We start from the raw sequence: 14,948 nt of genomic DNA, 5'->3' as shown, positions 1-14,948 counted from the left end.
TCGCGAGCGGCGCGTGGGGTGCCACTCGGCCAGACCCTCAATTCTAACGAGACCTGCCGTCCCATCCTGTCCAGGGGGAAGCACCCCGACACACGGCGTCACAACGCCGCACGTCTGGGGTGCTGCCGCGCGCCTAGGAGCGCTGGCGGATGTAAGCCTTCAGCTGCTCGAGCACGCCGTCACTGATGGTGGCGGTGCCGCCGAGCACGACGACCCTCGCGGGACTGAGCCGCCCGAGCTCGGCGGCGATCTCGATCGGGATCTCGTCGCGTCGGACGAGCAGCACCGGCGCATCATCGACGATCGCGGCCGCGGAGCCGGACAAGGCGTCGGAGAACACCTCACCCGACGCGACGTAGACCGCCGATGTCCTGGCCCCGCTGAACGTCGCGGCGACACCGGCGGAGACCGCGTAGCGATCCGCGCCGGCGATGCGGGTCACGACGGCCGACTCGGCGAGCTGATCCTCGACGGCCTTCGAGACCGACTCCTCCCCGCCCAGCAGCACGATGCGCGGCGGTCGCAGCCGCTTGATCTCCGCGAGCACCACGTCGGGGATGCTGTCCTTCGCGGTCAGCAGCACCGGCGCGAGACCGTCGCCTGCAGCCGCCGACCCGGAGAGCGCGTCGGGGAAGACCGCTCCGGAGGCGATGTACACCACGGGCCGACCCGCCCGGAGCACGTCGCTCGAGAGCCCCGCCGAGACCGCGTAGCGATCCTCGCCTCCGACCCGCGCGACATCGCTGGAATAGGCCCCGAGCGCCTCCACGATGGCGGGGCTCACGGTGGCCGGGCCACCCGCGACGACGATGCGCTGCGGAGTCAGGCGGGTGAGTTCGGCCGCGACCTCGGCGGGGATGCCGGACGGCGAGACCAGCAGCACCGGTCCCCCTTGGAGTCCGGCCATGGCCGAGGCGGAGAGCGCATCGGCGAACCCGGTGCCCGACGCGATGTACGCGACGTTCACACCCGGTTCGAAGGTCCGCTCCGATACGAGCGCCGACACCGCGTACCGGTCGGCACCCCCGATCCGCTCAGGCTCGCTCGCCGCCTGAGCGGCACTAGGCGCCAGCAGCAACGACGCGACGACAGCAGCACCGGCAACGGCGGCACCAACCCCCCGCCCCCACGAACGACGAAGCAACACGAAAGACGACGACTGGGACATGGGTGGAGCTCCTTCGGTGGATGGGTGAGTGGGTCTCGGGGCGGAAATGTGTGACGAGCGGCGCATCATCCGCTCCGCGGCGGCGTTCACATCGGCCCCGGCAGGAACGACGTGAGCTCGGTGAGCACCTCGTCGCCGACGGTGGCCGGGCCACCGAGCACCACGATGCGCTGGGGACGCAGACGGGCGAGCTCGTCGGCGACGGAGTCGGGGATGCCGTCCTGCTGCACGAGCAGCACCGGCGCTTTGTCGAGAATGGCTGCGGCCGAGCCCGACAGCGCATCGGCGAAGACCGCGCCGGAGGCCACGTAGACCGTGTCGAGACCGGTCACGAATCCGGCGGCGGCCCGCGCGGAGACCTCGTAGCGGTCGGCCCCCGCCCGACGGGACGTGGGGGCGATCTCGGCGAGGGCCTTGACGACCGTCTCGGAGACGGTGGCTTCGCCTCCCATCACGACGATCCTCTCCGGCTTCAACCGGTTCAGTTCGGTGAGCACCACCGGCGGGATCGAGTCCTTGGTGGTGAGCAGCACGGGGCCACCGAGAGCACCGGCCGCCGCAGAGCCCGACAGCGCGTCGGGGAAGACCGCTCCGGAGGCCACGAAGACCACGGGGCGGGCTGGAGCGAACACACTTCCGGAGATGCGGGCGGAGACCTCGTACCTGTCCGTGCCGGCCACCCGCCCCACGATGGGCGAGAAGGCCTCAAGCGCCTTGAGCGTCTCGGCGCTCACGGTGGCCTCGCCGCCGACCACCACGATGCGGGCGGGCTTCAGTCGCGTGAGCTCGGTGGCGATGGCCGGTGGGATGCCCGTCGCCGACACGAGCAGCACAGGTGCCTGGCGGGAACCGGCGACAGCCGACGCCGAGAGCGCATCGGCGAACACCGCGCCAGAGGCCACGTAGGCGACGGCGACGGCGGAGTCGAAGGTCTCCTGCGAGATGAGCGCGGACACCTCGTAGCGGTCGGCACCCCCGATGCGCTCGGGGGCGTCCGCGGCGAGCACCGATGTGGGCACGGCGAGCACCGATGCCAGGAGCGCGAGTGCGGCCGCCGCAGCAACCGCGGCACCCCGGCCCGGACGAGAACGAAGCAGTGAATGGACCATGAAGCCCCCTCGATAGAAATAGATGATTATTCATCTACTCGCCGATGGGGGCGGGGGTGTTAGGAGTAGTTGCTACTCAGGGGGTTGCGGGGTGGGGGCGGCTTTGGCTATGGCGAGGAAGTCGTGGACTGTGAGGGACTCGCCTCGGGCCGTCGGAGCGACTCCTGCCGCCTCGAGCACCGCGGTGGCGGCGGCGGATGTGCCGAAGAGCTCCGAGAGGGCCTGGCGCAGCATCTTGCGGCGCTGGCCGAACGCGGCGTCGACGATCTCGAAGGTGCGCACACGCAGCTCCTCGGTGTCGAGGCCCGAGCCCACGCGCTCGAAGCCCACGAGCACCGAGTCCACGTTGGGGACCGGCCAGAACACCTGCCTGCTCACGGTGCCCGCCGTGCGCCAGTCGCCGTACCAGGCGGCCTTCACCGACGGCGATCCGTAGACCTTCGAACCCGGATCCGCCGCGAGCCGGTGCCCGACCTCGGCCTGCACCATCACCACCCCCGAGCGGATCGACGGGAAGTGCTCGAGGAGGTGCAGCAGCACGGGCACCGACACGTTGTAGGGCAGGTTGGCGACCAGCCGCGAGGGCTCGTCGGGCAGCGAGCGGATGCGCAGCGCGTCGTCGCGGATGACCGTGAGCTGGGCAGACGGGGCGAGCTGCGACACCGTGACCGGCAGCTGCTCGGCCAGCCGGTGGTCGATCTCCACGGCCACCACGGCGGCCCCCGCCTCGAGCAGCCCGAGTGTGAGCGACCCGAGACCTGGGCCCACCTCGACCACCACGTCGCCCGCCTCGACCTTCGCCACCCGCACGATCTTGCGCACGGTGTTGGCGTCGATCACGAAGTTCTGGCCGAGCTTCTTGGTGGGCGTGAGGTCGAGCAGGCCGGCGAGGTCGCGGATCTCGGCCGGACCGAGCAGCGACACCGACGCATCCGGGGCATCGCTCTCCGACGGATCGGGCACGCCGCTCACCGACGCATCCGGCGCGCCGCCCTCGGAGGAAGAACTCACGTGGCCTGCACCGGCTCGTCGTCCCAGCGCCCGTAGACGAGCTCCGTGTTCGACGAGATCTGCGCCGCGAGCATCGACACATCCGTGCCGAGGTGCGCGGCCATCGCCCGCAAGGTGTGCGGGATCAGGTAGGGCGCGTTGGGCCGACCGCGGTAGGGCATGGGGGTGAGGTAGGGCGCATCCGTCTCGACCAGCAGCAGCGACCGCGGCGCCACCTCGAGCGCCTCGCGCAGGTCGCCGGCGTTCTTGAACGTCACGTTGCCCGCGAACGACATGAACCAGCCGTTCTCGGCGCAGATGGCCGCGAACTCGGCATCGCCCGAGAAGCAGTGGAACACGGTGCGCTCGGGAGCCCCGACACGCTTGAGCGTGGCGATGACCTCGGCGTGCGCATCCCGATCGTGGATCTGCAGCGCGATGCCCTGCTCCTTCGCGATCTCGATGTGCGCCTCGAACGAGCGGTACTGCGCAGCGAGCCCCGCCTCGCCCGTGCGGTAGAAGTCGAGCCCCGTCTCGCCCACGGCACGCACGCGCGGCCAGCTCGCGAGCTCCGCGATCTCGGCGAGCGCGTCGTCGAGCCCGCCCGCGGCGTCGTACTCGGGCGCCTCGTTGGGGTGGATGGCGACAGCCGCGAGCATGCGCGGCTCCCTGGCGGCCTGCTCGGCCGACCAGCGCGACGTCTCGAGATCCGTGCCCACCTGCACGACACCGCGCACGCCCACCGACGACGCCCTGTCGAGCTGTTCGTGATAGTCGATCGGATCGGCGCCGTGCGCGATCTCGAGGTGCGTGTGGTTGTCGTAGACGGGCACCACGAGCGCCTCGGGCAGCGGCGGGTAGGCCTGCTCGGTGCGGTCGGACGGCTCGCGTTCGCGGAGGAACGCCGGCTGACCCTCGGGGAGCATCATGCTGTCGCCTCCACCTCGATGCGCGGGAAGAGCGCATCGAGTGGCTGCACGCGCTCGCCACCCGTCCACTCCCACGCGGTGCGGATGGGCTGGTCGGTCACGGATGCGGTGCCCGAGAGCGCCGTCCAGAGCTTGGCGGACGCCTCGGGCAGCACGGGCGAGAGCAGCACGGCGAGCGTGCCGAGGCCGCGCACGGCCGTGCCGAGCACCACGGCGAGGCGTTCGGCGTTGGCCGGATCCTTCGACAGCGCCCACGGCTCCTGCACGGTGATGTAGCCGTTGAGCTCGTCGACGAGCTCCCAGATGCGGGCGAGGGCCTCGTGCACGGCGACGCGCTCGATGGCCTCGTCGGCGGCCAGGGTGACCCGGCGCTCGGTCTCCTGGATGGAACGTTCTGCATCCGTCACCGCGCTCTCGACGACCGCCGGGATCACACCGTCGAAGTAGCGCGTGATCATGGCGACCACACGCGAGGCGAGGTTGCCGAAGCCGTTGGCGAGCTCGGCCTGGTAGCGGGCCGCGAGATCCTCCCACGAGAACGAGCCGTCCTGGCCGAAGTTGATGGCGCGCATGAAGTAGTAGCGGAACGCATCCGATCCGAAGGTGTCGGTGATCTGCTCGGGCGCGATGCCGGTGAGCTTCGACTTCGACATCTTCTCGCCGCCCACGAGCAGCCAGCCGTGGCCGTAGACCTGCTTGGGCACCTCGAGGCCGGCGGCCATGAGCATGGCGGGCCAGATGACGGCGTGGAAGCGCGCGATGTCCTTGCCCACGATGTGGGTGGCCGGCCACAGCCTGTCGAACTTCTCCTGGTCGGATCCGTAACCCGCTGCGGTCGCGTAGTTGAGCAGGGCGTCGAACCACACGTAGACCACGTGCGACTCGTCCCACGGCACCTTGATGCCCCAGTCGAAGGTCTGCCGCGAGATGGAGAGGTCGGTGAGACCGCGCTGCACGAACGCGACGATCTCGTTGCGCACGCTCGCGGGCTGCACGAACTCGGGGCGCTCCTCGTAGAGGTCGAGCAGCTTCTGCGTGAAGTCGCTCATGCGGAAGAAGTAGTTGCGCTCCTTGAGGAGCTCGACGGGCTTGGAGTGGATGGCGCAGACGAGCTGCCCCTCGTACTGGCCCGTGCCGTCGACGAGGTCGGAGAGCTGCTTGTACTCCTCGCAGCCCACGCAGTAGTAGCCCTCGTACTCGCCCGTGTAGATGTACCCGGCGTCGTACAGGCGCTGCAGGAACAGCTGCACGTTGGTCTCGTGCCGCTCCTCGGTGGTGCGGATGAAGTCGTCGTTCGAGATGTCGATGGTCTCGAGCAGGGGCTGCCACGACTCGGCCACGAGCTTGTCGGCCCACTCCTTCGGGGTCACGCCGTTGGCGGTGGCGGTGCGCAGGATCTTCTGCCCGTGCTCGTCGGTGCCCGTGAGGAACCACGTGTCGTCGCCCGCCTGGCGGTGCCAGCGCGCGAGCACGTCGGCCGCGACCTCGGTGTAGGCGTGCCCGATGTGGGGCACGTCGTTGACATAGAAGATCGGCGTGGTGACGTAGAACGAGGAGCCGGCGGACATGGAGTCCATCCTAAAGGCCGGGCCACTCGCCGCCCGCCGTGTGACGGGGCTCCGGGTGGCGGGGTTCGGGCTGGCGGGTTTCAGGCTGGCGGGCGGCGAGGGCGCCCTCGTACAGGGTGCGCTTCGAGAGCCCCGTGGCGTCGGCGATCGCGGCCGCGGCGTCTTTGAGGCGGTAGCCGTCGGAGACGAGCTCGAGCACCTGCGTGATGCCCGTGGCGTCGTCGACCTCGAGGGCGGGCGCCCCGGCCACCACGATGCAGATCTCGCCGCGCACTCCCCCGGCCGCCCAGGCGGCGAGCTCGGCGGCGGTGCCGCGCTTGGCCTCCTCGTAGAGCTTGGTGAGCTCGCGCACCACCACCACGCGCCGATCGGCCCCGAGCTCGGCGGCGAGGTCGGTGAGCGACTCGGCCAGCCGGTTGGGCGACTCGAAGAACACCATCGTGCGCGGCTCCCTGGCGAGGGCGCGGAACGCCGCCGACCGCTCGCCGTGCTTGCGCGGCAGGAAGCCCTCGAAGGTGAAGCGGTCGGTGGGCAGGCCGGAGAGCGCCAGCGCGGTGACCACGGCGGACGGGCCGGGGATGACGGTGACGTCGACACCCGCCTCGACGGCCGCGACCACGAGCTGGTAGCCGGGATCCGAGACCGTCGGCATGCCCGCATCCGACAGCAGCACCAGGTCGCCCTCCCGCGCGAGCTCCACGAGCGCCGCGGAGCGCTCCCGCTCGTTGTGCTCGTGGAGGGGCAGCAGGCGCGGCCGGTTCTCCACACCGAGGCCGCGCAGCAGCTTCGCCGTCACCCTCGTGTCCTCGGCGGCGACCACCTGAGCGGCCTCGAGCACCTCCACGAGCCGCACCGACGCATCCTTGAGGTTGCCGATGGGCGTGGCCGCGAGGATGAGCATGTGCCCAGTCTCGCACCACACCCGCTGGCCCCGACCGTTAGCATTGCCCGGTGAGCACAGAGGTGACGACCGGACCCGAGACGGCCGCGGTCGACGGCCCCACGGGCTCGCGGCTCGACGACCGGTGGCAGCGCCTCATGAGCACTCCGGCCAGGGTGCGGCTGTGGCGCTGGGGCGGTCCGATCGCTGTCACGCTGCTCGCGGCCGTGCTGCGGCTCGTGAACCTGGCCCACCCCTCCACCCTCGTCTTCGACGAGACCTTCTATGTGAAGGATGCCTGGACCACCTGGAACCTCGGCTACGAGGCCACCTGGCCGGCCGATGCCGACACGCGGTTCGCGGCAGGCGCCACCGACATCTTCCAGACCACCGCGTCGTTCGCCGTGCATCCGCCGCTCGGCAAGTGGATCATCGGTGCCGGGATGGCGCTGTTCGGCGCTGACAACCCGTTCGGCTGGCGCATCGCCGTGGCGGTCTGCGGCATCCTGCTCGTGCTCCTCACGGCGCTCATCGCCACGAGGCTCTTCAAGTCGACGCTGCTCGGCGTGATCGCGGGCTTCCTGCTCGCCATCGACGGTCACGCGATCGTGATGAGCAGGGTCGCCATCCTCGACGGCATCGTGGCGCTCTTCCTGCTGCTCGGCTTCGGGGCGGTGCTGCTGGATCGCGAGTGGCACGCCACCCGGCTCGCCGCGGCCGTCGCGGCCGGTACGCGGCCGGGGGCGTCGCCGGACGACGAGCCCGTGCGGCCCTCCTGGGGCCCCGTGCTGTGGAACCGACCGTGGGTGCTCGCGGCCGCCGTGTCGTTCGGGCTCGCCTCGTCGGTGAAGTGGTCCGGCCTGTACTTCCTCGCCGCGTTCGGGGTGTACCTCGTGGTGGTCGACGCGCTCGCGCGCCGCCGCCTCGGCCTTCCGCTGTGGTTCAGTGCGGCGGTGCTCAAGCAGGCACCGGCCACGTTCCTGCTGCTCGTGCCCGTGGCCGTGATCACCTACCTCACCACCTGGATCGGCTGGTTCGCCACCTCGGGCGGCATGTACCGCACGTGGGCGCAGGACACCGGTGGCCAGTGGTCGGGCGCTCTCTCGTGGGTGCCGCTCGCGGTGCAGAACTTCTGGCACCTCGAAGTGGCCGTGTACAACTACCACGTGGGCGAGAACTCGCCGCATCCCTACTCGTCGAACCCGTTCACGTGGCTGTTCCTCGTGCGCCCGACGCAGATGTACGTCAACGAGGTCGACGCCAGCACGTGCGGGGGCGCCGTCTGCTACGAGAACATCACGTCGATCGCGAACCCCATCATCTGGTGGTGCGCCACGGCGGCGCTGCTCTACCTCGTCTACCGGCTGGTGCGCAAGCGCGAGTGGCAGGTGGGGCTCGTGCTCATGGGCATGGTGGCCGGGTACCTGCCGTGGCTGATGTACCTCAACCGCACGATCTTCCAGTTCTACACGATCGCGTTCGAGCCCTACATGATCCTGGGGCTCACGTTCGTGGTGGGGCTCGCGCTCGGGTCGCGGCATGATCCGCGGTGGGTGCGCACTCGCGCGCTCTGGGTGGTGGGGGCGTTCCTCGTGGTGTGCGTGCTCGTGACGGCGTGGTTCTACCCGGTGTGGACGGGCATGCCCGTGCCCGCGTGGTTCCTGAGCCTGCATTACTGGCTGCCGAGCTGGCGATGAGTTCGACCCCGGCCGGCGGGGGTGCGGCAGCCGGGGGTGGGACTACCGGGGGCGCGCCTGCCGCCGGGAGCGGTCGGAACGCCTCGTGGCTGCCGGGGGTCGCGGTGGCCGCGGGGGCGGCACTGCTCGCGTTCGGTGTGCACGTCGCGCTGCCGGCCGTGCCGCTGCTCACCGCGGCGGTGGCGCTCGGCATCGTGGCGGGTCAGCTGCCGCCCGTGCAGCGGGTGCTCGACGGGCCGCTGGCCCCGGGGCTCGCGGTGGCGGCCAGGCGGCTGCTGCGCGTCGGCATCGTGCTGCTCGGCCTCAAGCTCAGCCTGGTCGACATCGCCGGCCTCGGGTGGGAGGCGATCGCCGTCATCGTGGTGATCGTCTCGCTGACCTTCGTGCTGACCCTGCTGCTCGGCCGGCTGCTGCGGCTGCCGGGTACGCAGCCGATCCTCATCGCCGCCGGGTTCTCCATCTGCGGTGCCTCGGCGGTGGGTGCGATGGCCGCGGTGACGCGGTCGAAGAACGAGGACACCGCCACACCCATCGCCCTCGTGACGCTCTGCGGCACGCTCGCGATCGTGGTGCTGCCCGCCCTCCGGATCCCGCTGGGCCTCGGGCCGGAGGACTTCGGCGTGTGGGTGGGGCTCAGCGTGCACGACGTGGGGCAGGTGGTGGCGACGGCGCAGATCGCGGGGCCCACCGCGCTCGCCGCGGCCGTCGTGGTGAAGCTCACACGTGTGCTCACGCTCGCGCCGATGGTCGCGATCGTGGGGTTCGTGGAGCGGCGCCGCCATCCGTCCGCCGACCTGAAGCGGCCGCCGATCGTGCCGCTGTTCGTCGCAGGGTTCCTCGCCGCCGTGCTCGTGCGCACCCTCCTCGTGACCCCGGGAACCGAGGCCGGCGACCTCGTGCTGACGGTCGCCGACCTCGCCCAGACGGCACTGCTCGCGATGGCGCTGTTCGCGCTGGGCTCGAACATCCGCGTGCGCACGCTGGCCCGCACCGGGTGGCGCGCGCTCATCGTGGGTCTCTGCTCATGGCTGCTCATCGGCGGGCTCTCGCTCGCCGGTGTGCAGCTGCTCGCGCTGTGACCCGGGACTGCAGCCATGCCTTCACCCGCAGCTAGTCGCCCTTCACGTTGACCAGCTGGTGCAGGGTGTGGCGGATGCGCACGAGGCCCTGCGCATCCTCCATGACCCGGTCGATCGGCTTGTAGGCCTGCGGGATCTCGTCGATGAACGCATCCGTGTCACGGAACTCGATGCCCTCCATCGCCGTGCGCAGCTGCTCGTGGGTGAAGGTCTTGCGGGCCTTCGACCTCGAGTACTCGCGCCCGGCGCCGTGCGGCGAGGAGTTGAGCGCCATCGGGTTGCCCGCCCCCTCCACCACGTACGAGGCCGTGCCCATCGACCCCGGGATGAGGCCCGGAGCACCCTCGGTGGCGATGATGGCCCCCTTGCGGGAGACCCACACCTCCTTGCCGAAGTGGCGCTCCTTCTCGGTGAAGTTGTGGTGGCAATTGATCCGCTCGCTCTCGGCGACCGGCTCCCCCATCCACTCCGACATCTGGCGCACCACGCGGTCCATCATCTCCTCGCGGTTGAGCAGGGCGTAGTGCTGGGCCCAGCGCAGCTCGGCGATGTAGCGGTCGAACTCCGGGGTCTCCTCCACGAGGTAGGCGAGATCCGGATCCGGCAGCTCGATCCAGTGCTTCTTGGCATGCGCGCGAGCGATCTGGATGTGGTGCTGCGCGATGCGGTTGCCCACACCGCGGCTGCCCGAGTGCAGGAACAGCCAGATCGCGCCCGTCTCGTCGGCCGAGACCTCGATGAAGTGGTTGCCCGAGCCGAGCGATCCGAGCTGCAGACGCCAGTTCTTGGCGCGCGCGGTCGGATCGAAGCCCGCCACCTCGGCGCGCTCCTCCAGCTCGCGCAGGCGCGGCTCGGCCGTCTCGACGACCTTGCGGTTCGTGCCGCCCGCGGAGAGCGGGATGGCGCGCTCGATCTGCTCACGCAGCTCGGCGAGGCCCCTCGGGTCGTTGCCGGCCCGCTCGGCCACGCCCTCACGCGTGAACTGCGTCTTCACCGCGATCATGCCGCAGCCGATGTCGACCCCCACGGCCGCCGGGATGATGGCGCCCAGCGTGGGGATGACGGAGCCGACGGTCGCGCCGAGGCCGAGGTGCGCATCCGGCATCAAGGCCAGGTGCGGGAACACGAACGGCATAGTGGAGGTGGTGACGGCCTGAGCACGGGCGTTCTCGTCGAGGATGCTCGCCCACGAGTACAGGCGGTCGGTGATCTTCTCCATGATCCTTTCTCTCTTCGTTGCTTGTTCTTCATGGGCCCTCGTCCGGGGCGCCCTGACCCGCACGGGCAGGAGGCGGTGGGCCCGCTGCGGAGTGCAACGGAGAAGCCCCGGACCTCGACGGGTACGGGGCTGGGAGAGCCTGGCCTTGCGGCCGGGCGATCAGGCCGGGTGCACCGCGTCGATGATCGTGTCGCGCTCGTTCGCTTCTGCGAGGGCGCGCTGGAGGTCGAGCGTCAGATCTGTGCGATACATCACGGTCGTCCTCTCTCGTGCGGGGTTCTTGCGGGCTGGGCTCTGCGGGGCGATGCCTCCGCGGCATGTCACGGTAGCCGGGGGCGCGAGCGCTGCACAACCGTGGGCCGGTTAGCGTTACCGATCCGTGACCGTCGTGGGATCAGTGGAGCAGCTTGAGGCCCACGACGCACGCGACGATGCCGAGCACGAGCAGCACCTTCACGATCGAGAACTCCTCGTCGCCGAAGGCCATGTTGTAGCCCACGGTGAGGGCGGCGCCGATGCCGACCCACACGGCGTAGCCCGTGCCGACGGGGATGGTGCGGAGCGCGAACGCGAGCCCGGCCATGCTCGCCACGAGGCCGCCGCCGAAGATGACGGTGGGCCAGAGCTTGGTGAAGCCCTCCGAGCGGCCGAGCGCGGTGGCCCAGACGGCTTCGAGGACGCCGGAGAGGATGAGGATGATCCAGGACATGACTGTCGACCTTTCGTGGTCAGTCTTGTCGCTCTCCGGGTACTGCGCCCTCGTCCGGAGGCCGCCGTGCGGCCTTGGTTCCAGTGTGGCACGGGGGCCTGATCAGGGGCTGTGCACGGTGGCGCCGGGGCCGCCGTCGGGGTCGGAGGCGGCGTGGGGGTGGGGGTGGGGGTGGTCGTGCACGATCGCGCCCGGGTCGGAGGCGGCGCGCGGGGTGGGGGCGAGGTCGCGGGCGGTGGTGGTGGGGAGGCGGCAGACGAAGTCGAGGCAGAGGTAGGCGGTGGGGCGGGATCCCCGGGCGGTGCGCTCGGCGAAGAGCTCGAAGCCGGCGTCTGCGAGCAGGCGGGCCTCGGTCTCGCCGGCTCTCGCCACGAGCGCACCGGTGCGCCGCCGCACAGCCTCCCGCAGCGCCTCGGCCTCGCTGGCCGTATCGCCCTCGCGGGGTACCTCGGCCTCGCTGCGCGCGTGGTCCTCATCGACGGCCGTGTCGCGCGTGGCGGCACCCGCCGGCTCGGGCGACTCGGCCGGGTGGGCGGCGGAGTCGGGACCGGCGAGCTCGGTGGGGTCGGTGGTGGGGTCGGGCTCGATGAGCTCGGCGGGGTCGGTGGTGGGGTCCGGCTCGATGAGGACGAGCTGCTCGGCGGGGCGGGAGAGGGAGGAGAGGAGCTCGAGGGTTCGGCCGAACGAGATGGGCTGCGCGGCGGCCTGGGCGGCGAGGGGCGCGAGCAGGGCGCGGGCCGCCTCGCGGTGGCGGCGCTCGCCCGTGAGTCCGTGCAGCAGCAGGAGCGCACCGGCCGTGGCGCTCGTGCCGGAGGGGTAGGCGCCCTCCGAGGGGTCGAGCTCCACGAGCATGCCCTGGGCGGCGAGCAGCGGATCGCCTCCGCCGGGCGCTCGGAAGCCTGCCGCGGCCAGCGCCTCCACGAGCATCCGCCCGGCCTCGGCGTAACGCAGCGACCCGGTGGTGGAGGCCAGCCGCAGCAGTCCCTCCGCGAGCATGCCGTAGTCCTCCGGCGTCGAGGCCGCACTCGAGAGACGCCCCTCGATGGAGGCCCGCACGAGCCGCACCCCACCCCCACCCGAGCTCCCCGGAGCGTGCGAGTCGGTAGGAGCGGGCGAGCCGGAGCGCGAGACCCCACTCGGCGCACCACCCCCATCCCCACCCCTGGCGCCGGGTGGGGCGGGTGGGGCGGGTGGCTCATTCTCCCCATTCCCATCCCCAGCGGCGGGCGGGGTGGGGAGGGTGTGCTCCCCAGTCCCATCCACGGCGGCGGGAGGGGTGGGGAGGACGTGGACGGCGAGGAGGTGGTCGGCGGCGTGCTGGGCGGCGAGGGTCCAGGTGGGGCGGTCGAAGACGAGGGCGGCGTGGGCGAGGGCTCCGATGGCGAGGCCGTTCCAGCCTGCGAGCACCTTCTCGTCGAGCGCCGGCGGTGTCTGCTCGGCGCGCGCGGCCGCATCCAGGCGGTAGTAGCCGCCCTCCACGCGGCGGCCGTCGACCGTGCTCTCCGAGTCCTGGGCCGAGGCGAAACCGCCCGACGGCAGCTGCAGCACCGTGAGCAGGAAGTGCGCGATCCCCTCCGCGGCCTCGCGCAGCACATCCTGTCCCGTCTGCGCCCAGGCCGTCGTGTACGCATCCAGCAGCAGGGCGTTGTCGTAGAGCATTCGCTCGTAGTGCGGGTCGCTCCAGTCGCGCTGCGTGCTGTACCGGAAGAAACCGCCCTCGACCGGGTCGCGCAGCTCGGACGCCGCCATGGTCGTGAGCGTGCGCTGAGCCAGCTGCACCGCCCGATCCTCACCCGAGCCGAGCAGGAACCCCAGCACCGGCGCCACCGGGAACTTCGGGGCCGAGCCGAACCCGCCGAACTCCGCATCCTCGTAGCCGAGCAGCTCGTCGATGACCGCCGAGAACCCCGCATCCGCTGTCGCGCCCGCCACCCCCGCCGCTCCTGCCTCCGCTGCCGCCCCCGAATCCGCGGGCCCCTGCTCCCGCGTGGCCACCGACGTGCTCGCGGCGATCGCGGCCGCCAGGCGATCCGCGGTGTCGAGCACCTCGTCGTGCCGCTCGGTCCAGGCCTCGTGCACCGCGTCGAGCACGTCGGCGAAGGCGGGGTGGCCGTCGACCGCCACCGGCGGCCAGTACGTGCCCGCGTAGAACGCGCGGCCCTCGGGCGTGACGAAGACGTTGAGCGGCCAGCCCAGGTTGCGCGTGAAGGCGCCGGCGGCCGTGAGGTACACCGAGTCGACCTCGGGGTGCTCCTCGCGGTCGACCTTGATGGCCACGAAGCGCTCATTGAGCTGGGCGGCGAGCAGCGGATCGGCGAAGCTCTCGCGGGCCATGACGTGACACCAGTGGCAGGTGGAGTAGCCGATCGAGACGAGCAGCGGCACCCCGCGCCGCCGTGCCTCGTCGAACGCCGCCTCGCCCCAGGGGAACCAGTCGACCGGGTTGCCCGCGTGCGAGCGCAGGTAGGGGCTCACGGCATCGCCGAGGTGGTTGCGGGGGTTCTCGCTCGTGGTCACCTTCCCGACCCTACGCCGGGCCCGCGAACGGGCTCCTTCTGCGCATCGACCCTCGACGCGGCCCACCGACGGGGCTAGGGTCGGGGCATCCGGAGCCCGCCTGGCCCCGCCGCGGCCGATCGCCGACCGCACGAGACCACGGGAGCGCCCCATGACAGAGCAGTCATCCACAGAGCCGCCCACCACCGCAGCGCCGTCATCCATCGAGCCATCCGCCGCCGGGTCGTCGGGCGTGGAGGTCCGGCCCACCGAGTTCGTCGAGAGTGCTCGCGGGGATCGGGTCGCGTTCGACCGGTACGGGGAGGGGCCCGCCCTGGTGTTCATCGCGGGTGCCGGGCCGTTCCGCGCGGGCGACCCCATCACCACCGCGACCGCCCGCCTGGCGGCACTCGAGGGCATCACCACCCTCGTGTTCGACCGCCTCGGCCGCGGCGAGAGCGAGGCGGAGGGCGTGCTCGACCTCGATCGCGAGCTAGACGCCATCCGCGCCGCCATCGAAGCCGCCACGGGCGACGCCGAGACCCCCGCCGTGCTGTGCGGCCACTCCTCCGGGTGCTCCCTCGCGCTCGCCGCGGCGGCGGCCGGCCTGCCCGTGAGCGGGCTGGCACTGTGGGAGTTCCCGCTCAGCGCCGATGCCGAGGGCACAGCCGAGTGGATCGCCGAGTTCGAGCGCCTGCTCGACGCCGGCGACCTCGACGGCGCCCAGCGGCAGTACATGCGCGACATGCCGCCCGAGTTCCTCGAGGCCGCGAGCTCCTCGCCGGCCTGGCCAGCCATCCTGAAGTCCGCCCGCACGCTGCGGGCCGACGGGCGCTCGCTCGTCTGGGCGTCCGAGGCGCTCGCGAGCGGCGAGCTGGCCGACATCCGCGTGCCCGTGCTCACGATGTACGGCACCGAGACCTTCCCCGAGATGAAAGCGGCCGCCGCCCTCGTGACGGGCGCGATGCCCCAGGCGGTGGAGAAAGAGATCGCAGGCGCCATGCACTCCTGGGATCCCACCCCCATGGCCGCCGAACTGGCCGCCTTCACCCACGCCGCCGCCGCACGCCCCTGAGCCGAGAGGCGGGGCGGGTGACGGGTGGG

12 protein-coding genes and 1 riboswitch are annotated in these 14,948 nt (G+C 71.6%); of the genes, 3 read left to right on the top strand and 9 right to left on the bottom strand.

All coding sequences use genetic code 11. The features are described from left to right. Positions 1–133: 133 nt before the first annotated feature. The 6 genes from ACEXQC_RS13340 to rsmI all read right to left on the bottom strand — a co-directional run bounded on the left by ACEXQC_RS13340 (position 134) and on the right by rsmI (position 6,665). Entirely contained in the window at positions 134–1,168 is a 1,035-nt protein-coding gene (locus tag ACEXQC_RS13340; RefSeq protein WP_374823045.1) for a cell wall-binding repeat-containing protein, read from the bottom strand. A gap of 86 nt (positions 1,169–1,254) precedes the next feature. Further along, on the bottom strand, positions 1,255–2,277 hold the full coding sequence (locus ACEXQC_RS13335) for a cell wall-binding repeat-containing protein (protein ID WP_374823043.1): 1,023 nt from the start codon (positions 2,275–2,277) through the stop codon (positions 1,255–1,257). A gap of 72 nt (positions 2,278–2,349) precedes the next feature. Further along, on the bottom strand, positions 2,350–3,240 hold the full coding sequence (rsmA, locus tag ACEXQC_RS13330; RefSeq protein ID WP_374823658.1) for a 16S rRNA (adenine(1518)-N(6)/adenine(1519)-N(6))-dimethyltransferase RsmA: 891 nt from the start codon (positions 3,238–3,240) through the stop codon (positions 2,350–2,352). Positions 3,241–3,284: 44 nt separating this feature from the next. Further along, a complete protein-coding gene (locus ACEXQC_RS13325; RefSeq protein ID WP_374823040.1) occupies positions 3,285–4,196 on the bottom strand; it encodes a TatD family hydrolase in 912 nt (303 codons plus the stop codon). After that, a complete protein-coding gene (gene metG / locus ACEXQC_RS13320; protein ID WP_374823037.1) occupies positions 4,193–5,764 on the bottom strand; it encodes a methionine--tRNA ligase in 1,572 nt (523 codons plus the stop codon). Before metG ends, ACEXQC_RS13325 begins: the two co-directional genes overlap by 4 nt. A gap of 10 nt (positions 5,765–5,774) precedes the next feature. Beyond that, positions 5,775–6,665 (bottom strand): 16S rRNA (cytidine(1402)-2'-O)-methyltransferase, encoded by an 891-nt coding sequence (gene rsmI, locus ACEXQC_RS13315; RefSeq protein WP_374823034.1) that lies wholly within the window; start codon positions 6,663–6,665, stop codon positions 5,775–5,777. Between the two features lie 50 nt (positions 6,666–6,715). On the opposite strand from rsmI, the gene ACEXQC_RS13310 reads away from it, so the two are divergent. Both ACEXQC_RS13310 and ACEXQC_RS13305 read left to right on the top strand, forming a co-directional pair. Beyond that, complete coding sequence (locus ACEXQC_RS13310) at positions 6,716–8,341, top strand: dolichyl-phosphate-mannose--protein mannosyltransferase (protein WP_374823030.1); 1,626 nt, start codon at positions 6,716–6,718, stop codon at positions 8,339–8,341. Continuing rightward, complete coding sequence (locus ACEXQC_RS13305; RefSeq protein ID WP_374823026.1) at positions 8,338–9,420, top strand: YeiH family protein; 1,083 nt, start codon at positions 8,338–8,340, stop codon at positions 9,418–9,420. The genes ACEXQC_RS13310 and ACEXQC_RS13305 overlap by 4 nt, the downstream gene beginning before the upstream one ends. Positions 9,421–9,451: 31 nt before the next feature. On the opposite strand, the gene ACEXQC_RS13300 is transcribed toward ACEXQC_RS13305, so the two are convergent. The 3 genes from ACEXQC_RS13300 to ACEXQC_RS13290 all read right to left on the bottom strand — a co-directional run bounded on the left by ACEXQC_RS13300 (position 9,452) and on the right by ACEXQC_RS13290 (position 13,865). Further along, positions 9,452–10,639 carry an RtcB family protein gene (locus tag ACEXQC_RS13300; protein WP_374823023.1) on the bottom strand — a complete coding sequence of 396 codons (1,188 nt, stop codon included), beginning with the start codon at positions 10,637–10,639 and terminating at the stop codon, positions 9,452–9,454. Between the two features lie 394 nt (positions 10,640–11,033). After that, positions 11,034–11,348 (bottom strand): DMT family transporter, encoded by a 315-nt coding sequence (locus tag ACEXQC_RS13295; RefSeq protein ID WP_374823020.1) that lies wholly within the window; start codon positions 11,346–11,348, stop codon positions 11,034–11,036. Positions 11,349–11,363: 15 nt separating this feature from the next. After that, positions 11,364–11,426: riboswitch (guanidine-III (ykkC-III) riboswitch) on the bottom strand. Positions 11,427–11,450: 24 nt separating this feature from the next. After that, positions 11,451–13,865, bottom strand: a complete 2,415-nt coding sequence (locus ACEXQC_RS13290) for a thioredoxin domain-containing protein (RefSeq protein WP_374823017.1) — start codon at positions 13,863–13,865, stop codon at positions 11,451–11,453. A 151-nt stretch (positions 13,866–14,016) separates the two neighbouring features. On the opposite strand from ACEXQC_RS13290, the gene ACEXQC_RS13285 reads away from it, so the two are divergent. After that, positions 14,017–14,919, top strand: coding sequence for an alpha/beta hydrolase (locus ACEXQC_RS13285; protein WP_374823014.1), 903 nt, complete (start codon positions 14,017–14,019; stop codon positions 14,917–14,919). The last annotated feature ends 29 nt before the right edge of the window (positions 14,920–14,948 follow it).

The organism is Herbiconiux liukaitaii, from assembly GCF_041927495.1.
Lineage (GTDB): Bacteria > Actinomycetota > Actinomycetes > Actinomycetales > Microbacteriaceae > Herbiconiux > Herbiconiux liukaitaii.
Note: the sequence above shows the minus strand (reverse complement) of the source record. Positions and strands in the feature narration are given on the sequence as shown.